The following is a 24389-nucleotide window of genomic DNA, read 5'->3' as shown; positions in this document are numbered from 1 at the left end:
TGGGCGGCAGAAATGATCCGAGGGTTACCGATGGCAAACCAAAGTGTACGCAGCGTGTGTCCTTATTGTGGCGTGGGCTGCGGCATCGTCATGCAGGTCGAGCACAACCGCGTGGTCAAGGTGATCGGCGACAAGGCCCACCCCACCAACGCCGGCCGGCTCTGCACAAAAGGCACCACCTGCGGGCAAGCCATCGCCGAGTCCGGCCGCATGGAAAACGCCTACCTGCGCCAGGCGCGGGAGCATGACCCGGTGCGGATCGGCATGGACAAGGCCATCAGCGAGACCGCCGGCCGCTTGCGCGCCATCCTCGACCGCGATGGCCCGGACGCCCTGGCGTTCTACGTGTCCGGGCAGATGTCGCTGGAAGCCCAGTACCTGATCAACAAATTGGCCAAGGGCTTTGTGCGGACCGCCCATATCGAATCCAACTCACGCCTGTGCATGGCCAGCGCCGGCAGCGGCTACAAACTCTCCCTCGGTGCCGACGGGCCGCCCGGCTCGTATGAAGACTTCGACCGCGCCGACCTGTTCTTCGTGATCGGCGCCAACATGGCCGACTGTCACCCGATCCTGTTCCTGCGCATGATGGACCGGGTCAAGGCCGGCGCCAGACTGATCGTGGTCGACCCGCGGCGCAGCGCCACGGCCGACAAGGCCAACCTGTTCCTGCCGATCAAGCCGGGCACCGACCTCGCGCTGCTCAACGGTTTGCTGCACCTGCTGGTGAAAAACGGGCACACCGACCCGGCCTTTATCGCCGCGTTCACCGAAGGCTGGGAGGCCATGCCCGGCTTTCTGGAAGACTACCCGCCGCAGCGGGTCGCCGAACTGACCGGACTGGCCGAAGCCGACATCCGCCAAGCCGCCGACTGGATCGGCCAGGCCGCCGAGTGGATGAGCTGCTGGACCATGGGCCTCAACCAAAGCACCCACGGCACCTGGAACACCAACGCGCTGTGCAACCTGCACCTGGCCACCGGCGCGATCTGCCGCCCCGGCAGCGGGCCGTTCTCCCTGACCGGGCAACCCAACGCCATGGGCGGTCGTGAAATGGGCTACATGGGCCCCGGCCTGCCTGGGCAGCGCTCGGTGCTGGTCGACGCCGACCGCGCATTTATCGAAGCACTGTGGGACCTGCCCGCCGACAGCCTGCCGCGCCAGGCCGGCAGTGGCACCGTGGGCATGTTCGAACAAATGGCGGCCGGGCAGATCAAAGCCTGCTGGATCATCTGCACCAATCCGGTGGCCAGCGCGCCCAATCGCCAGACCGTGATCAAGGCGCTGCAAAGCGCCGAACTGGTGATCACCCAGGATGCGTTCCTCGATACCGAGACCAATCGCTACGCCGACATCCTCTTGCCCGGCGCGCTGTGGGCCGAAGCCGAAGGGGTGATGATCAACTCCGAGCGCAACCTGACCCTGATGCAAAAAGCCGTGGAGCCACCCGGCGAGTCGCTGGCCGACTGGCAGATCATCGCCAGGGTCGCGTGCGAAATGGGCTTCGCCGACGCCTTCACGTATGCGTCCGCCGCCGAGGTGTTCGACGAGATCAAGCGCGCCTGGAACCCCGCCACCGGCTACGACATCCGCGGCGCCAGCCATGCGCGCCTGCGCGAACGACCGCTGCAATGGCCGTGCGCGTCGATTGAGGCCGCAGAGCGCAACCCGATCCGCTACCTGAATAACGGCATCAACCAGCCCCTCAAGACCGACGCCGACGGCCACCAGCCGACGATCGTTTTCGCCACCGAACACGGCAAAGCCCGGTTTTTCCCGCGCCCACACCTGTCCCCGGCGGAAATGCCCGATGAAGCGTTCCCGTTCGTGCTCAACACCGGCCGCCTGCAACACCAGTGGCACACCCTGACCAAGACCGGCAAGGTCGCCACGCTGAACAAACTCAACCCCGGCCCTTTCGTGGAAATCCACCCCGACGACGCCGCCAGCCTGGGCATCAAGCACAAAGACCCGGTCGAGGTGCGCTCACGACGCGGCCGCGCCGTGCTGCCCGCGGTGATCAGTGACCGTGTGCGGGCGGGCAACTGTTTTGCGCCGTTTCACTGGAACGATGTGTTCGGCGACAACCTGGCGATCAACGCCGTGACCCATGATGCGGTCGACCCGATTTCGCTGCAGCCCGAGTTCAAGTTCTGTGCGGTCGCCCTGCAACGGGTCGAGCTGATCGAGCACCAGTTCCTCGATGTATCGGCACCGGCCGCCCACCCCGTTTCCCCCTTAACAGAGGAACTCGCCATGTCGCGCCTCGACGCCTTCGCCGACCTGGTCGGCATCCGCAACCTGCCGTCGCCGTCATTGAGCGACAATGAGCGCACCTACCTCGCCGGTTTTCTCAGTGGCCTGCAATCCAGTGCTGCGCGCCAGGCCAGCGGTGTTCCGACGCTGCCGGCGAATGCGCCCGTGGCCAGGGACGCGCGGCTGTGGCTGGACGGCCTGTTGGGCGGTTTGTTCAGCCGCACCGAGGCCAGCGCCGTGGCACCGGCGCCCGCTGCCGACACCCCGGCCGTCACCTTGCTGTGGGCCTCGCAAACCGGCAACGCCGAAGCCTTGGCCGAGCGCTTTGCCCAACGCCTGCGCGCCGGCGGCATCGCGGTGGAACTGAGCGCAATGGCGGACTTCCCCGCGAGCAAACTGGCGCACACGCAGAACCTCGCGCTGATCAGCAGCACCTTCGGCGACGGCGACCCGCCGGACAACGGCGAAGGTTTCTGGCACAGCCTGACCCTCGCCGAAACCCGCCTGGAGTCGCTGCGCTTCGCGGTACTGGCGTTGGGCGATCCCAACTACGACCAGTTCTGCCAGCACGGCAAACAACTCGACCGGCGCCTGCTCGAATTGGGCGCCACGCGCTTGCTGGAGCGCGTCGACTGCGATACCGAATTCGAAGAGCGCGCCGATGCCTGGTTCACACAGTTCCTACACACCCTCAACCCGGCAACGCCCGTCGCGCTCGCCACGCCGAGCGGCAAACCCAAGCCTCATGCGTCACGGTTGCTGCTCAACCTGCACCTGAACCAGCAAAGCCCGCACAAGGAAACCCGCCAGTTCTCCCTGGACCTGGCGGACTCCGCGCTGACCTACGAAGCCGGCGACGCCCTGGGAGTGATGCCACGCAACTGCCCGGAACTGGTCAGCGAGCTGCTCGAGCTGACGCGCCTGGGTTCCAGTACCTGCGTAAACATCGACAGACTCGGCGACGTGCCGCTGCACCAGGCCCTGACCGAGCACTTTGAAATTGCCCGGCCCAACAGCGAGACCCTGGCCTTCATTGCCGCACGCAGCGCCAAGCCAGGCCTGAAACACCTGCTCGAACCTGAGCGCAAAGCCGAACTGAAAGACTGGCTGTGGGGCCGGCAACTGGCGGACGTGCTGCACGAATACCCCATCGACTGCTCGGCGGACGAACTGCTCGGCACGCTCAAGCGCCTGCAACCGCGCTTGTATTCGATCGCGTCCAGCGCCAAGGCGTACCCGCGTGAAGTCCACCTCACCGTGGCGGCCGTGCGCTACGGCAAGCGCAAGGGGGTGTCGTCCACCTTCCTCGCCGACCGTGCTGGCAACGGCGAAGTGCCGGTTTTCGTGCAGCCCTCCAAGCACTTCCGGCTTCCCGCCGACGGCGATGTGCCGATCATCATGATCGGCCCCGGCACCGGTGTGGCGCCCTTCCGCGCGTTTTTGCAGGAACGTCGGGCCCTGGGGCATCAGGGCCGCAACTGGCTGTTTTTCGGTGAGCAACATGCGGCGAGCGATTTTTACTACCAGGATGAACTGCAGGGCATGCAGCGCGACGGTTTGCTCAGCCACCTGAGCCTGGCGTTTTCCCGCGACCAGGCGCAGAAGATCTACGTGCAGGATCGCATCCGCGAACACGGCGCCGAGCTGTGGCGCTGGCTGCAGGAAGGTGCGCAGTTGTATATCTGTGGGGATGCCAGCCACATGGCCAAGGATGTCGACCAGGCCCTGCGCCAGGTTGCCCATCGCCACGGCGGGCTGGGCGTCGAGAGCGCCGTCGATTACTGGCGGCGGATGAGTGAGCAGAAGCGTTACTTGCGCGATGTCTACTGAGCCGTGACAGAACGGTCACGCCACTTCAGTGTCGGCGTGACCGATGACATCAGCGCTGAAATCCCGCGTGTAGAACACCAATATTGCCACCTGGGTGGCGGGAGCGGCTTCGCTCCAGTCAGCCCTCATCCTGCAGTTGCGCCTCAAGCCAGGCCAACAGCGCCATCACCTCGGGGCGATTGCCGCCGCCCTGCTGTCGGTAGACCGAGAGCGCCTGCGGTAAATGCACGCTCTCGACACACGGCCTTACCAGCGCCCCGCTTTCAATCAGCCGGCTCGCGGTGCGCCGCCAGCCCATGGCGATCCCATGCCCTTCGACAGCGGCCTGGAGCATCAGCGGGTAGCTGTCGAACGAGGCGCTGCGCGCGTCGCTGGCCAGCGTCTGACCGAACACCTGCAACCAGCTGTCCCACTCCATCAAATGGGGCGGCTCGGAGCTGTGGTGCAAAAACGTACAGGGCTGCAGCTCGCTGAGGTGCAGCGGTCGTTCCGCACTCAGGTAGGCCGGGCTGCATACCGGGAACACCTCATCGGAGGCAGTGAACATCAGCGGATGCGAGCCGCTGGCGCGCCGCGTGCTTTGCAGGGCCACATCGAAGTGATCGTTGTATTCGGTGAGAGGCCGGGTGGACGTCACCACTTGGATTTCGATGGCCGGGTATTGCTGGTGGAAGCTCGACAGGCGCGGCATCAGCCAATAAAACGCTTCGCACAACTGACAGAGCAGGACCACACGGTTGCGCCGGGGCGACGCGCGCAGCGTGGCGGCGCCCTCGCTGATGCGGTGCAGTGCCTGGCTGACCACCCGCGCCAGTTCATGCCCCTCTTGCGTGAGAAACACCGCGCGATTGCGCCGACAGAACAGCTTCACCCCCAGGTTGCCCTCAAGCCCGCGAATCTGCCGACTGACGGCGGCTTGGGTGATGTGCAGTTCATCGGCGGCCTTGGAGAAACTCTCCAGACGCGCGGCCGCCTCGAAGGGCAGCAAGCTGGCGAGCGGCGGTAAGGTCTTGCCGAGTGTATTCATAATCTGAGGTTATGCATCCAGGACCGAGAACTCGTTTGTAGCACAGCCCCACGGTTATGCACCATGACCCACCACCTCATGGAAAACCCTGATGACTTCCAGTCACACCTCACTGTTCGCCGGTGTCGTCCTTGCGCTCATTGCGACCCTCGGCTGGGCGCTGAACTTCATTGCGCCCTATGTCACCGGCGACTACAGCCTTTACGACCTGATGGCCGTGCGGTTTTTGATCGTCGGTGGGCTGGGTGTCGTCGGGGTACTGCTGTGCCGCGGCCAACTGCGGCGGCTTCGGCCAGGCCAGCTCTGGCTCGCCGCAGCGCTGGGCGCATTGGGTTGCCTCGGTTACGGCCTGTGCATTGCCGCTGGCGTGATGTTTGGCGGCCCGGTGCTGACGCCCGCGTTTGTCGGCATGGTGCCGGTGTTGCTCGCATTGATCGGCAACACCCGGCACAAGACCGTTCAGTGGCGGCGCCTGGTGTTGCCCTTGGCGTGCCTCACGCTGGGCCTCGTGCTGTCGAATATCGGCAGCCTCCATCAGCCCTCAGTGGGCAACCGCTCGTGGTTGGCAGGCGTGTTGTTCTCACTGAGCGCGGTCGCCTTATGGTTAGGGTTCAGCGTGATCAACCAAAAACAGCTGGCAAACCTTCCAGCGCAAGTCACCGGCCTCTGGACCGCGCTGATGCTGGTCGGTGCCGGTGGCACGACCCTATGCCTGTTACCGGTCATGTATACCCTTGGCCTGCTCGAACTGCCGAGCCTGGGATTCGGCTTTGCCCATGCCGGGCCGCTGTATGCCTGGAGCCTGACCATCGCGGTGATGTCCACCGTGGTCGGCGCCTGGGCCTGGAATGCCGCGACCCGACGCCTACCCATGGTGCTCAGCGGCCAATTGATTGCGCTTGAATCACTGTTCGCCACCCTGTTGGGCCTGGGGTTTCACGGGCGCTGGCCGTCGCTGATGGAAACCGCCGGCCTCGCTGCGGTGCTGAGCGGTGTGGTCATGGCCATTCGTATCATCCTGACGGAAGGTGCATCGACGACCCGCACGCGGGGCATCTGGTGCAGAAAGACGCGCAAGCCATCGTTGCCGCGCTGATGACGGTGTTGCTCGACGGGATTAAGCCCATTGACATAATTGCCTAAGGCAACAATATAATTGCCCAAGGCAACTATTAGAGCGCACATCATGTCCACTCCCCTGCTTGTGCAGCGCGCCGGTATCGTGCGCGGCTTCAACCGTTTCTATACGCACCAGATCGGCGTGCTGCAGGAACACCTGCTGCAAAGCGACTTCTCCCTCACCGAAATCCGGGTGATGTACGAACTGTCCTCGCGTGGCGACCTGACCAGCGCCGACTTGTGTCAGATGCTCAGTCTCGACGCGGGTTATTTGAGCCGGTTGATCAGCGGGCTAGAGAAGAAGGGCTTGATCCAGAAAGTCCGCTCGATCACCGATGCGCGCGCGGTGCAACTGCACCTCAGCGACCTCGGCCGGTCAGTCCTGGCTCCGCTGGAAGAGAAAACCCAGCAAGAAGTCATGGCCTTATTGAGTGCCTTGCCCGAGCCGCAACAACAGCAATTGACCGCAGCCATGCAGCGCATTCAGACGTTGCTGCAAGGCAGCGCGCCGAGCTACGTATTGCGTGACCCACAACCCGGCGATATGGGCCTGGTGGTGCAGCAGCAATCGGCACTGTATGCGCGAGAATACCAATGGAATTGGGAGTTCGAAGCGTTGGTGGCGGAGATTGTCGCCAAGTACCTGCGCGAGTTCGACCCGACCCGTGAGCGCTGCTGGATCGCGGAGAAAGACGGCGCGGTGGTAGGTTCAGTGTTCGTCGTGCGCCATGACGACAGCACCGCTAAGTTGCGCATGCTCTACGTCGACGCGAGTGCGCGGGGCCTGGGCATCGGCCAGCGCCTGGTGGACGAATGCCTGCGCTTTGCCCGACATGCCGGGTACACGCGCATGATGCTGTGGACCATGAGCGCCCTCACCGACGCACGCAGGCTCTACCAGAAAGCCGGTTTTGAGCTGGTTGAAGAAGAGCCCACCCTCAGTTTCGGCAAGCCATTGGTCAGCCAGACCTGGGCGCGTGCGTTGTGATGCGGGGCTGGCACGACTCAAGCCCCGCCCGGTTTACAGATCGGTGATTTCCTTGTGGCGCGGCACGAGCGTCTTCATCACGCTCCAGGCCACCAGGTACGCCAGCGCACAGATCGCGAACATGATCATGTAGCCGGTGTGGACATCGCCGATGGACTTGTAATAATCGAACACCCAGCCGCCGACCTTGGTCATCACCACCCCGCCCAGGCCACCGGCCATGCCGCCGATACCGACCACCGAGGCCACAGTTTTCTGCGGGAACATGTCGGACACGGTAGTGAAGATATTGCACGACCACGCCTGGTGCGCCGACGCTCCCACGCCGATCAGCAACACCGGCACCCAGAAGCTGATATAGCCCAACGGTTGCGCCAGCAGCACCACCAGCGGAAACAGCGCGATGACCAACATGGCTTTCATGCGGCCGTCGTAGGGCGCATCACCACGCGCCATGAAGTAGCTGGGGAACCAGCCGCCGCCGATGCTGCCGACCATGGTCATGCTGTACAGCACCGCCAGCGGCATGACGATATCGGCGCCTTTCATGCCGTACTGCGCCGACAGATAAGTCGGCAGCCAGAACAGGAAAAACCACCACACGCCGTCAGTCATGAACTTGCCGAAGGCAAAGGCCCAGGTCTGGCGATAGGTCAGCAGCTTGAACCATGAGACTTTTTGCGACGCCGCGCCTGCAGCCTGCGCGGTGAACGGCTGGACCGTCTGATCGCTGCGGATGTAGGCCAGTTCCTCGGCCGACAGGCGTTTTTGCTGATCGGGCTTTTCATACAGCGCGGCCCACACCGCGACCCAGATGAAGCCGAGCATGCCGATGATCATGAACGCCGCTTCCCAGCCCCACACCCCGGCGATCAGCGGCACACAGATCGGCGCCAGGATCGCGCCGACGTTGGCGCCCGAATTGAAAATGCCGGTGGCCAGCGAGCGTTCTTTCTTGGGGAAATACTCGGCGGTGGCCTTGATCGCAATCGGGAAGTTGCCCGCCTCGCCGATCGCCAGTACCGCACGGGACAGCATAAAGCCCGCGATCGACACCGGAATCACCGCCAGGCCAATCGCGCCGCTCACGGCCGCGATCCCCTCACCCATCGGCACCGCGAACGCATGCATGATGGCGCCGGTGGACCAGATGCCGATTGCCACGACATAGGCCGCCTTGGTGCCGATCTTGTCGACGAACCGCCCGGCGAACAGCATGGAAATCGCATAGACAAACTGGAACACCGCCGCAATGTTCGCGTAATCGGTGTTGCTCCAGCCAAATTGCGTGGACAACTGTGGCGCCAACAGGCTGAGCACCTGGCGGTCGAGGTAGTTGACGGTGGTGGCGAAGAACAGCATCGCGCAGATGGTCCAGCGATAGTTGCCTACCGCTTGGCCCACGCGATGGGCGTTGATGGGCTCGTTCAAGTTCATGGCATCACTTTTTATTTTTGTTAGATAAGACATATGTAACGTCATATGTCGTCGTACAACTGCGACTTTTATAGCGGGCGCCCTCTGCGCTGTCAATCTGAAAGATTACCGTTTATCTGGGGGTTATGCGGATACAGCGCTGGCCATGAAAACCCTAGTTGTAGGATGACATGCCAAATCGCCAAGTTCGGCGCCTCACCGGGGACATCGTCGAGCACGCCGCATTCCGTGTGTGAGAGGGGGCGCAAAAACACATTCAGGAAGTGACTGTCTCGTAAAGGCGAATCTTCCGACATTAATCACCGAGACCAAATCTTTACTCTTCGGGCTTTCGCGCCTAGGAGTAAAAGGAATGGCTTCCAGCGTATTACCGAGCGTTTTCTTCGACCATCGTCGGCACACGCTCACTGTTTGCGATGTTGACGAGCCGCTCGACGTCCTGGCCTTCGAGGGCACAGAAGGCCTGAGCCAACCGTTCAACTATGCTGTGGAATTCACCAGCACCGATGGCGACATTGCCGCTGAAAAGGTGCTCGGCCAAAACGCCTGCTTCAGTCTGTACGGGGCGCCACAGCCTCCGCCCTTTCGCGGCCTGAGCGTGCCCTCGAGCGAACCGCTGCGTGTCTTGCACGGCGTGGTCACCGGCTTCAAACGCCTGTCCGGCTCCGTTGATGAAGCCCGCTACGAAATCACTCTGCAACCGCGCCTGGCCCTGCTTGGGCGTGGCCGCCAGTTCCGCATTTATCAACACCAATCTGTCCCGCAGATCGTCGAAAGCATCCTGCGCAGCCGCCACGACTTTGAAGGCCAGGACTTCCTCTTCAAGCTGGTGCGCGAATACCCCAGGCGCGAGCAGGTCATGCAATATGGCGAAAGCGACCTGGCCTTTATCTCGCGCTTATTGGCCGATGTGGGCATCTGGTATCGCTTCACCCACGATGAGCGGTTGAACATCGATGTGGTGGAATTTCACGACGACCAGCGTCATTACACGTTCGATGTCGAGCTGGCCTACCGTCCGCAATCCGGGCTCAGCAGCGGCGGAAAAGACAGCACGTGGGGCCTGCAATCGAGCCACCACGTGGTGGAAAAACGCGTCAACATCCGCACCTACCATCACCGCGTGGCCAACGCTCACCTGAATGGCGAGATCGACCAAACGCGTGGCGCCAGCGGTACCTACGGCGAGGCTTATCACTACGCCGAAGCGTACACGGGGATAGGCGACCGATACGCCCATGACGAAGACCTGCAAAGCGAAAGTGGCTACTTCTATGCTCGCCTGCGTCACGAGCGTTACCTCAACGGCCAGACCCGACTCAGCGGCGTCAGCAGTAGCGCCGCCCTGACGCCCGGCCAGGTCCTGAACATCTCCGGCGGCGCGCCGCAGGCCTTTGCTCCCGGCGCGGTGATCACGCAACTGACCACCCACGCCGCCCGTGATCGCAGTTTTGAAATCAACTTTGAAGCCATTCCCTACTCGGAAACCGTGTGCTTTCGCCCAGCACTGCCGCCAACACCTCGGATCGCCGGCACCGTCCCGGCCCGCGTCACCAGCCCGCAGGAGCACGACCCCTACGGCCACATCGACATCGAAGGCCGCTACAAGGTCAATTTCCTGTTCGACCGCGACACCTGGAAACCCGGCGAAGAAAGCCTCTGGCTCCGCCTGGCCAGGCCCTACGCCGGCGACACCCACGGCTTGCACCTACCGCTGATTCCCGGCACCGAAGTGGCGATCGCCTTTGAACAAGGCGACCCCGACCGGCCCTACATTGCCCATTCCCTGCACGACAGCCAGCATCCTGACCATGTGACCTTGCGCAACTACAAACGCAACGTCTTGCGCACCCCCGCCAATAACAAATTGCGCATGGACGACACGCGGGGGCAAGAACACGTGAAGCTCAGTACTGAGCACAGTGGTAAGAGCCAGCTCAACCTGGGGCATTTGGTTGATGCCAAGCGCCAACCGCGAGGCCAGGGCGCGGAGTTGCGGACTGATGGGCATGCCGCCATTCGTGCCGGCAGTGGGATCTTGATCAGTGCCGACGCACAACCCAAGGCTCAGGGACACATGCTGGAAATGAGCGCCGCGCTGGGCCGGTTGCAACAGGCGAGTGACCAGTTGGAAGGATTATCGACCGATGCCCAGGCCGCCAACGCAGGTCCAGCGGATGTGCAAGCGCAACTAAAATTGATGCGAGACCAGCTCGATCAACTCAAGGCCTCGGTCGTATTGCTCAGCGCCCCCCAAGGCGTTGCCGTCACCAGCGGCCAACACCTGCAATTGGCCGCTCAGGACAACCTGATGATCAACGCCGGAGCCGAGGCGGATATCAGTGTGGTCAAGCGCCTGTTCATCGGCGTGGGACAAGGGGTAAGCCTGTTCGTGCGCAAGCTGGGCATCCAATTGATCGCCAACCAGGGCCCGGTAAAGATCCAGGCACAAAACGACGCGCTGCAACTGATGGCCCGCCATGGTTTGGAGATCATCAGCAGCGAAGATGAAATCCGTATCGTCGCGAAGCAGAAAATCACCCTGAATGCCGGCGGCAGCTACATCACCCTCGATGCGAGCAGCATCGAGTCAGGGACCCTGGGCGACTACCTGATCAAATCGGCGTACTTCGAAGCCCTCGGTCCAGCCAGCCAGAAAGCCGCAGATCCGGAGTACCCACAAAGCCTGTTCAAACAAGCGCTGCGGTTCAACGTGCCGCAAACCCCCAATGCCCCTGATCAAGGCTGGGCAGGCATGCCCTACACGCTCTACGCCGATGGTGCAGTGCTCAATCACGGCGTATTGGACAAGTCCGGGCAAGTGTCGATCGACCACGCGGTCGTGACGCAGCAGTACCGAATGGTGTTGGCCAACGGGGTGAGCTACCAGATCCCGGTGCCTACTGACTATCGCAATGCCGAACAAGCACACCTGGCCAATGGCGGCATGCACAACCACCTCTCGCGAGCCGACACCGAGGTGAGCCAACCCACATCGCACACGGATCACCGTGCCCTGTATGCCGCCGTGATCAATGACCAGGAAGGGAAAACTTCATGACTGAACCCGATATCGTCGCCCCCGTCGCCCTGCAACACACACAGCAGGTGACCTGCTCCGCGCCCTGGTACGTGCCGAACACCGAGTACCCTCCTGCGAAAGCCACCTATAAGCCGCTGATCAACGGTGAAGAAGCCTTCGAGGCCGTGCATCTGGCTATCGCCCAAGCCACTAAAACCATCGACATCATCTGCTGGGGGTTTCAACCGTCGATGTACTTTATCCGCGATGGCAGTGCCCCAAGCATTGGCGAACTGCTGATGACCAAAGCCGGGAAAGGGATCGAGGTTCGGGTGCTCGGTTGGGAGATGCCGTTCAATGCTGCGGGCGCAGGGGGCGAGGCCAACCTTCCCGGTAAAGGACCGCTTCGTATCAAGGATCGGGCGATGCAGAGCTCCACCGCTGACCAATATACCGAAGATCGGAAATGGTTTTCCCGATGTGCATTCGCCGATCACTTAGCGCCCGCGATCCGAGTGGCTCGTAATGTGCCGGTGTTTGTCGGCCGCGGTTTCAGCATGTATGAACGGGCTGAAATTGCCTATCAGGCCAAATACAAAAGCCTCGACCCACAGCTCAGCCTCAGCACGTTGGGCGTGCTGGCCAGCACTGCGACCCACCATCAGAAGACCGTCCTGATCGACTATGAACAGACAGACCGCGCCGTTGGTTTTGTCATGGGCCACAACATGCTCGACGAGTACTGGGACACCGACAAGCACTCAGCACTGAACCGCACCGAGGGCAGCAAGCCTGCACCCAATCGCGGGCCGCGTGGCAACACACCACGCCAGGATATTTCCAGCCAGATCAGCGGGCCGATTCTGGAGCACCTGCACCATAACTTCGCCACCGCCTGGCGCAAGGAAACCGGCGAAGACCTGCTCGCATCGCGCAAAGCGATGGCGGTGGCACCCCAACTGCAATGCGCCCCCGGCGTCACCCGCCAGTTGGCCCAAATCGTGCGTACCCAGGCACAAGACGGTAAGCGCGATATCGAAAAGATCTACCTGAAGGCGGTCAACAACGCGACCCAATTCATCTACATCGAGAACCAGTACTTTCGCTGGCCGCCATTGGCCGAGGCCATCAAAGCGGCGGCCGAAGTCCAAACCGGCGCTGGGCGTGATCCGGGGCTGCATGGAAATTTACACCTGTTTGTAATCACCAATGCCAGCCCAGACGGCGTGGGGCCGGGGAGCTTGAACACTCAGCGCATGCTCGAAAGCCTCGGACGCGGCGATACCATTCCTGAAATCACCAAGTTGCAGCGCATTGAACAGGCCAAAGCCCAAGCCAACGCGCAGACGCCGACCTTGGCTGAACTGCTTGAGCGACAAGCCTTGCTCACGTTGACCAGCCTGACCGACGCACTGGGGGGTGGCGAGATAAGCGATAAGGCCCGTGACGCCCAACGGGACGCCGCCAGAAACAATGCGTCTCGACAGACAGCTCTCAAAGCCCAGATCGCGGCGATTGAGCAAAGCACGCTTGAACCAGAGTCGCGCCCAGGCCTGAAAATCCACGTGTGCTCGCTGGTCGCGCCTGATTCGCCGGCGGGGCAGCAGTGGATGCCGGTGTACATCCATTCCAAGCTGATGATCGTCAATGACGTGTTCACCACCCACGGCTCGGCGAACATCAACACGCGCAGCATGCAGGTGGATAGCGAGCTGAACATTGCGCATGAGTGGATGAGTGTGACGCGGGCGTTGCGGCGGCGGTTGTGGGATCTGCATACGGATGGGAGGGGGGCGCAGGATGATGTCGCGAAAGCATTCGATGCTTGGCAGGAGATCATCGATAAGAACAAGGATCGTCAATCCAAAAATTTGGCACCCATCACTCCGCTCGTCGAGTTTTATTACGGCGAAAAGTCCCTGACGGACCTCGACTAATGCACCGGGCCTTGTTGTTGACAAGCCTGCTGCTGGCCGCCTGCGATAACGGCAGCGTCCCTCCTCACTCATCCAAGGACACTTCTGTGAACCCGCTGACCGAGATCAAAAACAAGCTGGAGTTTACCTGCGTACATGAACAGATCCCTGCGCCGTCCGTCGAAACCGATGAGCTGTTCCAGTACGCTCGTTGGCTACAGAAAAACAACCTGCTGAAGCAGGACAAGACGGCCGATATTGAGATCGAGCGACTGTATCGCATCGCCACTGAGAATGGTCATCACAAAGCCAACATCAACCTGCAAAACGGCGCCATACGCGGCCACTTCGTGCTCAGTGGCGCCGAACACCTGCGCCTGAGCCAGCAACTGATCGACGCGAAGGTGGCGACGGGGTACTACTTTATCGGCCTCTTTCTGAAAAACGGCTCGGCTGGGCTGAAGCAGGATACGGCCATGTCATTGCGTTACTTTCGTAAGGCCGCCGATCAGGGCAGCGCGCAAGCCCAGTACGAAGTGGGGGACATACTGGCGCCAATCAACATTGCTCCGAACATCGCCCGGCAGATGCGCCGATGCTCGGCCGAACAGGGCCATGGTAAGGCCGCCAGGGCGCTAGGAGTTGACCTGTCGACAGATGGACACTATCAGGAGGCCCTTGAGGCATTTCAACTTGGGTTAATTGCAGGTGACAGCACCTCCGCGTCCTTTCTGAGTAAAGGCTTTCTCGGCCCCAAGTCGGATGATCGTTTGTACTACCTCGGCCAGCAGGAGGACCTTGAGCGCGCCGAACGCTATGAAAAAATCTGGCGAATTCTCGCAAACTACTCCTATGCTGCCCCCAAAGTCCCCGAAATCAACGACATCCTCCCCCTACCCCCAGCCAAACTCCCCACCTGGGACGGCAAACTGCAATGGCTGGAAGCACGCCTGGCTAATGTTCAGCCAAAAAAGCCCAGCGAAGCACTGATCCAGCAGTTGGCCAAAGCCAAACTCCTTGAACCGGCAACCGGCAGACCCACGCCCGACTCCCCCGCGTTCATCAAGGCCGACTACCCCGAACCGACCTGCACCAGCGGCCAGGCCTGCCCCCAGACTGGCTATTGGCGGGCATTCAGCCTGAGTCGCGATGTTTACGCGCGGTTCAACGATGGCGTGATCCGCCGTTTCGAGAAGAACGAGATCATGCCCACCCTGCAGGTTGAGAGTCACAAGCCGCGGTTTTTGCTGCCCGACATCATCACAGTCAATGAGGAAAGCATCGAATGGCGGCTGTTGGGGTGAGGCATCTTTCGCGTCGGCGACAAGACAACCGACGGCGGTACGGCTCTATCGGTCGCGTCGACATTATTAGGGTGGAAAGATCGTGAAGGACCTTGACTGATGCGCAGACTCCTATTGCTGACAAGCCTGCTGCTGGCTGGCTGCGATAACGGCAGCGCCCCTACTCACCCAACTCAGGACCCTGCCGTGAACCCACTGACCGAGATTAAAGCCAAGCTGGCCTTTACCTGTGTACACGAGCAAATTCCTTCGCCGTCCGCCGAGGCCGATGAGCTGTTCCAATACGCTCGCTGGCTCCAGAAAAACAACCTGCTCAAGCAGGATAAGGCGGTCGATCTGGAGATCGAACGGCTGTACCGTATTGCGTCCGAGAATGGCCATTACAAAGCCAACATCAACCTGCAAAACGGCACCATGCGCGGCCACTTCACGCTCAGTGGTGCCGAACACCTGCGCCTGAGTCAGCAACTGATCGACGTGAACGTGGCAACGGGATATTACTTTATCGGCGTTTTCCTAAAGAACGGTTCTGCCGGACTGAAGCAGGATACGGCTATGTCATTGCGCTATTTTCGCAAGGCGGCCGATCAGGGCAGTGCCCAAGCTCAGTACGCTGTAGGGGATATACTGGCGCCGATTGACATCGCGCCTGATGTTGCCCGGCAGATGCGCCGCTGTGCGGCTGAACAGGGTAATGGCGATGCAGCTATTGCTTTGGGTGTCGATCTTAAAAACGAGAGTCGGTACCAGGAAGCGCTTGAGGTCTTCCAGATGGGCGTTGTAGCTGGTCACGAGAGCGCTGCTGGTAGGTTGGAAGAAGCCTTTCGCGGTCATCCTCCCTCCGATAGGTTGTACTACCTCGGTCAACAGGAAGACCTCGAACGCGCTAAACGCTATGAAAAAATCTGGAGCCTGCTAGCGGACTACTCCTACGCCAACCCCAAAGTCCCCGAAATCAACGACATCCTCCCCTTACCTCCCGCCAAACTCCCCGCCTGGGACGGCAAACTGCAATGGCTGGAAGCACGCCTGGCCAACGTCCCGCCAGAAAAGCCCAGCGAAGCACTGATCCAGCAATTGGCCAAAGCCAAACTTCTTGAACCGACAACCGGCAGACCCACGCCCGCCTCTCCCGCGGCTGTTGGGATGAGGTTCCATGCCTCGAATCAACTAAGAGCACCCGCCCACACTTGAGCCAGGTACCGGGAGAATGGGCGCGCCGCGCCTCAAACGCTCATTTTCTGCGTAAGGCTGCCGATAGCCTGTCATCACCCTGACAAGCGGCGACGCCCTGCGGGAATCAATGCCAAATACCTTCGCCCCGATCATTCGTAACCTTTCCCAACGCACCAGCCTGTCGATGGCGCGCACGTCGTTGTTCCAGTGCGTGGCGCTGCTCGCCTGTGTGTTTGCGGCGGCCAGCTATTCGCTGGTGTACCTCGCCCAGGAACTGAACCGATTCGAAGACAGCGAAAGCGCCTTCTACACGCGCAAGGCGGTGCAGTCCCTGGAAAAATCCCAGCGCCTGACCGTCAAGGATTACGCATTCTGGGGCGATGCCTACAAACACCTGCACGTTTCCGTGGACACGGATTGGGCCTATACCCGCGAAAACGTCGGGCCCACGCTGTTTCATGATTTCGGTTTCCAAGGCGTGTTTGTCGTCGACGACCTGGACCGCACGGTATACGCGTTGGTCGAGGGCAAGCTGCAACCGATTGAGCTGACCGAATGGCTCGACCAGCCCGTCGCGGCGCTACTCGAACAAGCGCGCGCAGGCGCCGCGACGGACACACCGGTCACGACGTTCATTAACGTGCGCGGCAACCCCACGCTGGTGGCGGCAGCGGCGATAACGCCCGGCACTGACCCCAGCGTGATCGCCGATGACCGAAAAGCCTCGGTATTGCTCTTCATCAACATCCTCGACAGCGCCAAGCTGACCGAAATCGGCAACGATTTTGGCGTCGATCACCTGCACATCGCCACACCCGATGAAATCGGCAAGACCTTGTTGTTCTCCCTTGGTGAGAACGGTGCCGCCGGCAGCCTGCACTGGCACCCCGAGCGGCCCGGTATGCGTTTGATGGCTGTCGGTTTGCCGCTGCTGGGCCTGGCGGCGTTGCTGGTGTGCCTGATGACCTGGCTGATTGTGCGCCGCACCACGGCGGACGCCCAGGCCCTCGACAACAGCCACACCTCGCTGCAAAACAGTCAAAACGCGCTGGCCACCAGCGAAGCACGCTTTCGCGATGTGGTGGAAGCCAGTTCGGACTGGGTCTGGGAAATCGACGGCGAGTGGCGTTTCACCTACCTGTCGGAGCGTTTCGAAAGCGTCACCGGCCTGGACCGCCAGGCCTGGATCGGCGCCACGCTGTACGACCTGCTGGACACCGATGCCGGCGCCCTTTCTCAGTGGCTGACCACGCCCGGGCGGCTCGCGGATATCAGCCTGCAGTGTCGCTACGTCGACGCCCGGGGACGGGAGCGCACCACCCGGCTGTCGGCGCGCGAGATGCCCTGCGGCGGGTTTCGCGGCACGGCCACCGACGTCACCGAAGAAGTCGAGGCGCGTCGCCGCATCGAGTTCCTGTCCCAGCACGACGCCCTCACCGGGCTGCCCAATCGCACGCGCCTGCAAGCGTTTCTGGACGGTAAACTCAAAGCCTTGCCCACCCTCACCCACCCTTTGGTCATGCTCAGCCTGGACCTGGATCGGTTCAAACCGGTCAATGACTTGCTCGGGCATGCCGCCGGCGACCGGGTGCTCAATGAGGTATCGAGCCGCCTCTCTGATTGCGTGCGCCACGGTGACCTGGTCGCTCGGGTCGGCGGCGATGAATTTGTACTGATCCTGATCGATGCCGGCGCCCAGGACGAAGTCGAAGCCCTGTGCCGGCGCTTGATCGAGTCCGTCGAGCGGGTGATCAGGGTCGACGAGCAGGACGTGTTCATCAGCGCGAGTATCGGCATCGCCCTCGCGCCCAATGACGCCAACGGCGTCACCGAGTTACTGCGCTACGCCGATATTGCCTTATACGAAGCCAAGGCCGCCGGGCGCAATACCTGGCGTTTTTACTCCGGCGAAATGAACGCGCGGATCATCGAACGGCGTCGCCTGGAAAGCGACCTGCGGTTTGCGATCAAGCACGCAGAGCTGCGTCTGCACTTTCAACCGCGCTACCGCATCAGCGACGGGCAAATGGTCGGCGCCGAAGCGCTGGTGCGCTGGCAACACCCGGAGCGTGGCCTGATCGCACCGGACACGTTCATCCCGATTGCCGAGGAGTCGGGGTTGATCCTCTCGCTGAGCGACTGGGTGCTGGAAACCGCCTGCGCGTGCGCCGCGCAGTGGCCGGATGAGCTGTTTGTGTCGGTAAACCTGTCACCCACCGAATTCAAGCGCGGCAACCTGGTGGAGCGCGTGCGGTACGCCCTGAATAAGTCCGGCATCGAGCCAACGCGCGTGGAGCTGGAAATCACCGAAAGCGTGATGCTTGAAGATGCCGTCGGCGCGCTTGAAGTCATGCATACCCTCAAGCACCTGGGTATCCGCATCGCCATGGACGACTTCGGCACCGGCTATTCCTCCCTGAGCTACTTGCGCGCGTTCCCGTTCGACGGGTTGAAAATCGACCGCAGTTTCTTGAACCGGCTGGAGGACAGCGCCGATGACAAGGCCATTGTGCAGGCGATTGTCGGCCTGGGACGCGCCCTGTCGCTGACAGTCACCGCGGAAGGAATCGAAACTGCCGAACACCTGGCACTGCTCAAGGCGGTGGCCTGTGACGAAGGCCAAGGCTACTTCCTCAGCCGACCGCTGGACATCGACGCCTTCAACGGCCTGCTGGACGTGTGCGCGAGCACCCCGCCGTGTTAGCGCTCGACAGCGCCTTGCGCTAGCGGAAGAAATGACTCGGCGTCTTGCCGAACTGTTTCTTGAACATACTGGTAAAGGCGCTCGGGCTTTCATAGCCCAGCTCAAATGCCACATCGATGATCTTCTCGCCCACGGCTATGCGCTCCAGCGCCAGCAGCAACCGCGCTTGCTGGCGCCACTGGCCGAAGGTCAGGCCGGTTTCCCGGCGGAACAGGCGCTGGATGGTGGTCTGGTCCAGGCCCAGGCGCTCGCTCCAATCCGCCACGGTCGAGGCATCACCCGGGTCGTCCTGCAACGCCAGGCAAATCCGGCGGATGCGCGGGTCTGCAGGCTGGGGCAAGGACAAGGGCAAGGCCGGCAACAGCGCCAGTTCGTCGAGGATCAGGTGCATGATCCGCGCGTCGCGCGAATCCTCGGCATACGGCGGCTTCAAGCTGACCGATGCCTTGATCAGTTCGCTGAGCAGCGGTGAAATGCTGACGGCCTTGGTTTCGCTCGGCAGGTTCGGAAAACTCGCGGGGCGCACAAACACACTGCGCATTTTCAACGCCCCGACGCAGCGCAGCGAATGCACATGCCCACTGGGCATCCAGAAGCCGCGATTGGGTGGCACCGTCCACTGATTCTGCGCCGAATGCACCACCATCACGCCTTCGGTGGCGTACAGCAGTTGATGCTTCTCGTGGCTATGGTCGGGAATCACCCAGCTCTCCGGATAGTCGGTGGCCGAGCTGATGACGGCCCACTCGCCCTCATCGATATCCCGCAGAAATTTATCCAGTGTTTTGATGGCTTCGCCTCTTTTGCGATGTTTGCTGCCCGAATTTCGCGAGACAGGCGTTTTCGACAAATCTAGCATAAACGCCGAGTTCATCCATGGAGCGGCGGTTTAAATCATCGCTGCCCGTCCCCGTCGTTCACTGCCTTGTATGGAATGCCTGCATGTCGACCTTGACCGCGTCTCCCGCTGCCACCTCCAGCCCGCCCCAAGTCAGCCCATTGGTCATGCGCGTCCTCGGCGCCTGCGCCCTGGCGCATTTGATCAATGACCTGATCCAGGCCGTGCTGCCCTCGATCTACCCAATGCTCAAGGCCAACTACGGGCTGAGCTTCACCCAGGTCGGCCTGATCACCCTGACCTTCCAACTGACCGCCTCCCTGCTGCAACCGTGGATCGGCTACCACACCGACCGCCACCCCAAACCCTGGCTGTTGCCGGCGGGCATGGTGTGTACCTTGATCGGCATCCTGATGCTGGCGTTTGTCGGCACCTTCCCGGCGATCCTGCTGGCGTCAGCGCTGATCGGCGTCGGCTCGTCGACCTTCCACCCGGAAACGTCGCGGGTGGCCCGCCTGGCTTCCGGCGGGCGCTACGGCCTGGCGCAATCGACCTTCCAGGTCGGCGGCAACGCTGGCAGCGCGTTCGGCCCACTGCTGGCGGCGGCGATCGTCATTCCCTACGGCCAGGGGCATATCGCCTGGTTCGGCCTGTTTGCGGTGTTCGCGATTCTGGTGCTGTATGGCTTGAGCCGCTGGTACCGCAACCACCTCAATTTGTTCAAGCTCAAGCAAGGCAGCAAAGCCACCCATGGCCTGTCGAAAGGCCGCGTGACCTTTGCCTTGGTGGTGCTGGCCTTGCTGGTGTTTTCCAAGTACTTCTACATGTCCAGCCTGACCAGCTATTTCACCTTCTATCTGATCGAGAAATTCAACCTGTCGGTCGCCAGTTCCCAGCTTTACCTGTTCCTTTTCCTCGGCGCGGTGGCTGCAGGCACCTTCTTTGGCGGACCGATCGGCGACCGGATCGGACGCAGGACCGTCATCTGGTTCTCCATCCTCGGCGCGGCGCCGTTCACCCTGGCCCTGCCGTATGTCGACCTGTTCTGGACCGCGATGCTCAGCGTGGTGATCGGTTTCATCCTGGCGTCGGCGTTCTCCGCCATCGTCGTCTTCGCCCAGGAGCTGGTGCCAGGCAATGTCGGGATGATCGCCGGCGTGTTCTTTGGCCTGATGTTCGGCTTCAGCGGTATCGGCGCGGCATTGCTGGGGTTGCTCGCGGACAGCCATGGCATCGAGTACGTCTACACGCTGTGCTCGTTCCTGCCGTTGCTGGGGGTTCTGACGATTCTGTTGCCGTCGACCAAAGGCGTTTGATCGGTTGAGCCTGCCGGGGCATCCAGCGGCTCGATCGCACGGGGCCGGCGCCTACAGCTAGCGCTTGAGGACGCCGGTGCCCTTCATATCATGTTCAACACGAGCATCGCGCCCAACCCGATCAGACACGCCACGCCCACCCCATAGGCCAGCGTGCGCCAGGGCTGACACTCCATCAGGTACATGAGCGTGTGTGCCACCCGCGCCAGGGTAAAAACCCCGAACAGCACCCCCGTGGCTACCGAAGCGGTGCCCGCCACGACACACAGCCCGCCGAGGACAAAAAACAGCGGAATGTTCTCCTGGTCATTGGCCCACGCCCTGGCGGCACGGCCGACTTGCGGCAGTTCGTCTGGCTGCGGCGCACGGTTGAAGAAAGCCGCATCTTCGGGGTTGGTGAACGCCCGCGCGCGCAGGCGGAAGAAGCCCTGATAGCAGGAAATCGCCAGCATCTTCAGGCACAGCATCAACACGCACAGTGCGTAGACACGCAATAGCTCATTCATCCCGCAACCCCGTGATGACGATATAGAGCAGCGGCCCCACCGAAACGAACAGCGCCGTCAGCACCCAGTAAGGCAGCACCGACGCCACCGACCGCCCACGCCGCCGGGCGTCGCGGTACATCCACACACAAGCCAGCAGCGCCATCAGGTACAGGTCGATCACCACTTGCGCGGTGTCCGGGCGCGACAGCAACTGCCGGCCAAACGCCAGCAGCGACTGCTCCGCGGTCAGCATCGTTATCAGCGTATACAGCGAAAACCCGAGCAAACCGGCCAGGGCGATAAAGGGTCTGTGCATGGTCTCTTCCTTGAAGTGATCGAGGCCCACGATAGTGATAAGGTTCAGCCCCTCGCAATGACCTCGGAGGTCATGGTCACGCCATGGACAATCCTGCTACCGCCGGCGAACACTTGCGCCGGCTACGCCGCCAGGCGCAGTTGAGCCAGCTCGACCTGGCCCTGATCACCGGAGTCTCGCAGCGTCATCTCAGTTGCCTGGAAACCGGCCGCGCCAAGCCGAGCCCCGGCACCCTGCACAATCTGCTGAGCGCGCTGCAGGTGCCCCTCGACCAGTGCAACCGCGTATTCCTCGCCGCCGGCTTTGCCCCGCGTTATGCCGCCACCCCCCTCGCCTCGCCGGCCATGGCGGCCATTCGCGAAGCGGTCAGCCATGTGCTGCACGCCAACAACCCCGCCCCGGCGATTCTGCTCGGCAGTGAGTGGCAAGTGCTGGCGGCCAACACCAGTACTGCCGTGCTCTTTGGCTTGGTCGGGATCGACCCGGGCGCCGCCGATGGCGTGAACCTGCTGAGCACCCTGCTGCAATCGGGCGGCCTGGGCGATCACCTGATCAACGCCGAAGAGATCCGCACCCTCGCCTGGCAACGGGCAACCCGCGAGGCCTTGACCAACCCATCGTTGGCGGCGCTGCTGGCCAGCCTGCCGGTGCCCGCCCACACCGAGCTGCCCAGCGACATGCCGCCACTGGTGTTGACCCGCGTGCGCTCGACCCAGGGCGAGCTGAACTTTCTATCGACCTTCACCACCTTCGGCATGCCCCAGGACATTACCCTCACCTCGCTGCGGATCGAGCATCTGATTCCCGCCGACGACTTCACATGGCAGGTCATGCGCAGCGCTTTCGAAGGTCATGCGGCGCTGGTTTTGTGAAATATCTGTCCGTAGACTGCCGCCATACCCCCACTTGAAGGCGGCGAAAAAAACCTGATGCAAGTTACCGAAGTCTCCATTGCCCAATTGCGCGCGGCGCTTGAGTCCGGCCAGACCACGGCCGTCGAACTGGTCCAGGCTTATCTGGCGCGGATCGACGCCTACGACGGCGCGCAGACCGCGACCGCGCTGAATGCCGTGGTGGTGCGCAACCCCGCGGCCCTGGACGAAGCCGAGGCGTCCGATGCGCGCCGGGCCAAGGGCGCAACGCTGGGACCGCTCGACGGCATTCCCTATACCGCCAAGGACAGTTACCTGGTCAAGGGCCTCACGGCGGCGTCCGGCAGTCCGGCGTTCGCCAAACTGGTTGCCCAGCGCGACGCCTTCAGCATCGAACGGCTGCGGGCCGGTGGTGCCATCTGCCTGGGCAAGACCAACATGCCACCGATGGCCAATGGCGGCATGCAGCGTGGCGTGTATGGCCGCGCGGAAAGCCCGTATAACGCCGCCTACCTGACGGCACCGTTTGCCTCCGGCTCGTCCAACGGCGCCGGCACCGCGACTGCCGCGAGCTTCGCGGCATTCGGTCTGGCGGAAGAAACCTGGTCGAGCGGGCGTGGCCCGGCGTCCAACAACGGCCTGTGTGCCTATACCCCGTCCCGTGGGGTGATTTCGGTGCGCGGCAACTGGCCGCTGACCCCCACCATGGACGTGGTGGTGCCTTATGCGCGCACCATGGCCGACCTGCTGGAAGTACTCGACGTGGTGGTCGCCGAAGACCCCGACACCCGCGGCGACCTGTGGCGCCTGCAACCTTGGGTGCCCATCCCCAGCGTCGCTTCGGTGCGCCCGGCGGCTTACGCTGAACTGGCCGCGACCGCCGCATCCCTCGCCGGCAAACGCTTTGGCGTACCGCGCATGTACATCAACGCCGACCCCGACGCCGGCACCAGCGAGAAACCCGGCATCGGTGGCCCGACCGGGCAAAAGATCATCACCCGCGCCAGCGTCATCGCCCTGTGGCAAGCCGCGCGCCAGGCCCTCGAGGCGGCCGGCGCCGAAGTCATCGAAGTGGACTTCCCCCTGGTGTCCAACTGCGAAGGCGACCGCCCGGGCGCGCCGACGGTGTTTACCCGTGGCTTGGTGTCCAAGGAGTTCCTCCACGATGAGTTGTGGGAACTGTCCGCGTGGGCCTTCGATGACTTCCTGCGCGCCAATAACGACCCGAACCTGAACCGCCTGGCGGATGTCGACGGGCCGAAGATTTTCCCCCATGACCCCGGCACCTTGCCCAACCGTGAAGACGAACTGGCCGCCGGCATGGACGAATACGTGCGGATGGCCCAACGCGGGATCACCCCGTGGAACCAGATCAGCACCCTGCCCGACGGCCTGCGCGGCCTCGAACAGACCCGGCGCATCGACCTCGAAGACTGGATGGATAAGCTCGGCCTCGATGCCGTGATCTTCCCCACCGTCGCCGACGTCGGCCCTGCCGATGCCGATGTGAACGAAGCGTCCGCCGACATCGCCTGGAGCAATGGCGTGTGGGTGGCCAACGGCAACCTTGCCATCCGCCACTTGGGCGTGCCGACCGTTACCGTGCCGATGGGCGTGATGGCGGATATCGGCATGCCGGTCGGGCTGACCTTTGCCGGGCGCGCCTATGATGACTCCAGGTTGCTGCAGCTGGCGTCAGCGTATGAAGCCACCGGCAGCAAACGCCTGATTCCGCCGCGCACGCCGGCACTCACGCCACGCTGACGCGCGGTCCAACGGT

Annotated in this window: 16 protein-coding genes; 11 read left to right on the top strand and 5 right to left on the bottom strand. The window is 62.3% G+C overall.

Annotation, left to right across the window (positions count from 1 at the left end; genetic code table 11):
• The first annotated feature begins 30 nt into the window (after positions 1 to 30).
• Positions 31 to 4086: a molybdopterin-dependent oxidoreductase gene (locus MOQ67_RS15060; RefSeq protein ID WP_448675946.1), complete on the top strand. Its 4056-nt coding sequence runs from the start codon at positions 31 to 33 to the stop codon at positions 4084 to 4086.
• Positions 4087 to 4204: 118 nt separating this feature from the next.
• On the opposite strand, the gene MOQ67_RS15055 is transcribed toward MOQ67_RS15060, so the two are convergent.
• The gene (locus MOQ67_RS15055; protein ID WP_198717227.1) at positions 4205 to 5113 is read right to left on the bottom strand and encodes a LysR substrate-binding domain-containing protein; all 909 of its coding nucleotides are present in this window, start codon (positions 5111 to 5113) and stop codon (positions 4205 to 4207) included.
• 91 nt (positions 5114 to 5204) lie between these two features.
• Between MOQ67_RS15055 and MOQ67_RS15050 the strand changes: the two genes are divergently transcribed.
• A complete protein-coding gene (locus MOQ67_RS15050) occupies positions 5205 to 6209 on the top strand; it encodes a DMT family transporter (RefSeq protein WP_046491024.1) in 1005 nt (334 codons plus the stop codon).
• Positions 6210 to 6299: 90 nt separating this feature from the next.
• Entirely contained in the window at positions 6300 to 7220 is a 921-nt protein-coding gene (locus MOQ67_RS15045) for a bifunctional helix-turn-helix transcriptional regulator/GNAT family N-acetyltransferase (protein ID WP_079443987.1), read from the top strand.
• A 33-nt stretch (positions 7221 to 7253) separates the two neighbouring features.
• Here MOQ67_RS15045 and MOQ67_RS15040 read toward each other — a convergent pair whose 3' ends face one another.
• A complete protein-coding gene (locus tag MOQ67_RS15040) occupies positions 7254 to 8657 on the bottom strand; it encodes an MFS transporter (protein ID WP_198717225.1) in 1404 nt (467 codons plus the stop codon).
• Between the two features lie 352 nt (positions 8658 to 9009).
• Between MOQ67_RS15040 and MOQ67_RS15035 the strand changes: the two genes are divergently transcribed.
• From MOQ67_RS15035 to MOQ67_RS15015, 5 genes are all read left to right on the top strand, one after another.
• A complete protein-coding gene (locus MOQ67_RS15035; protein WP_198717224.1) occupies positions 9010 to 11718 on the top strand; it encodes a type VI secretion system Vgr family protein in 2709 nt (902 codons plus the stop codon).
• Positions 11715 to 13616 carry a phospholipase D-like domain-containing protein gene (locus tag MOQ67_RS15030; RefSeq protein WP_198717223.1) on the top strand — a complete coding sequence of 634 codons (1902 nt, stop codon included), beginning with the start codon at positions 11715 to 11717 and terminating at the stop codon, positions 13614 to 13616. The genes MOQ67_RS15035 and MOQ67_RS15030 overlap by 4 nt, the downstream gene beginning before the upstream one ends.
• A gap of 86 nt (positions 13617 to 13702) precedes the next feature.
• On the top strand, positions 13703 to 14899 hold the full coding sequence (locus MOQ67_RS15025) for an SEL1-like repeat protein (RefSeq protein ID WP_448675945.1): 1197 nt from the start codon (positions 13703 to 13705) through the stop codon (positions 14897 to 14899).
• 99 nt (positions 14900 to 14998) lie between these two features.
• Positions 14999 to 16093, top strand: a complete 1095-nt coding sequence (locus MOQ67_RS15020) for an SEL1-like repeat protein (RefSeq protein ID WP_198718269.1) — start codon at positions 14999 to 15001, stop codon at positions 16091 to 16093.
• Positions 16094 to 16202: 109 nt separating this feature from the next.
• Positions 16203 to 18779, top strand: a complete 2577-nt coding sequence (locus MOQ67_RS15015) for a bifunctional diguanylate cyclase/phosphodiesterase (RefSeq protein ID WP_198718270.1) — start codon at positions 16203 to 16205, stop codon at positions 18777 to 18779.
• A 19-nt stretch (positions 18780 to 18798) separates the two neighbouring features.
• Here MOQ67_RS15015 and MOQ67_RS15010 read toward each other — a convergent pair whose 3' ends face one another.
• Positions 18799 to 19638, bottom strand: coding sequence for an AraC family transcriptional regulator (locus tag MOQ67_RS15010; RefSeq protein ID WP_017846438.1), 840 nt, complete (start codon positions 19636 to 19638; stop codon positions 18799 to 18801).
• Positions 19639 to 19721: 83 nt separating this feature from the next.
• On the opposite strand from MOQ67_RS15010, the gene MOQ67_RS15005 reads away from it, so the two are divergent.
• On the top strand, positions 19722 to 20933 hold the full coding sequence (locus tag MOQ67_RS15005) for an MFS transporter (RefSeq protein ID WP_017846439.1): 1212 nt from the start codon (positions 19722 to 19724) through the stop codon (positions 20931 to 20933).
• 83 nt (positions 20934 to 21016) lie between these two features.
• On the opposite strand, the gene MOQ67_RS15000 is transcribed toward MOQ67_RS15005, so the two are convergent.
• Together MOQ67_RS15000 and MOQ67_RS14995 are read right to left on the bottom strand one after the other, a co-directional pair.
• Positions 21017 to 21439, bottom strand: a complete 423-nt coding sequence (locus tag MOQ67_RS15000; RefSeq protein ID WP_017846440.1) for an MAPEG family protein — start codon at positions 21437 to 21439, stop codon at positions 21017 to 21019.
• A complete protein-coding gene (locus tag MOQ67_RS14995) occupies positions 21432 to 21737 on the bottom strand; it encodes a DUF2834 domain-containing protein (protein WP_017846441.1) in 306 nt (101 codons plus the stop codon). Before MOQ67_RS14995 ends, MOQ67_RS15000 begins: the two co-directional genes overlap by 8 nt.
• 83 nt (positions 21738 to 21820) lie before the next feature.
• Here MOQ67_RS14995 and MOQ67_RS14990 point away from each other — a divergent pair, with 83 nt between their 5' ends.
• Together MOQ67_RS14990 and MOQ67_RS14985 are read left to right on the top strand one after the other, a co-directional pair.
• A complete protein-coding gene (locus MOQ67_RS14990) occupies positions 21821 to 22609 on the top strand; it encodes a helix-turn-helix domain-containing protein (protein ID WP_102617547.1) in 789 nt (262 codons plus the stop codon).
• Between the two features lie 54 nt (positions 22610 to 22663).
• The gene (locus tag MOQ67_RS14985; RefSeq protein WP_198718276.1) at positions 22664 to 24373 is read left to right on the top strand and encodes an amidase; all 1710 of its coding nucleotides are present in this window, start codon (positions 22664 to 22666) and stop codon (positions 24371 to 24373) included.
• Positions 24374 to 24389 lie beyond the last annotated feature (16 nt).

The organism is Pseudomonas sp. LY-1 (genome assembly GCF_053502595.1).
The sequence above is the reverse complement of the archived record's forward strand: the minus strand, read 5'-3'. Positions and strand labels throughout refer to the sequence as shown.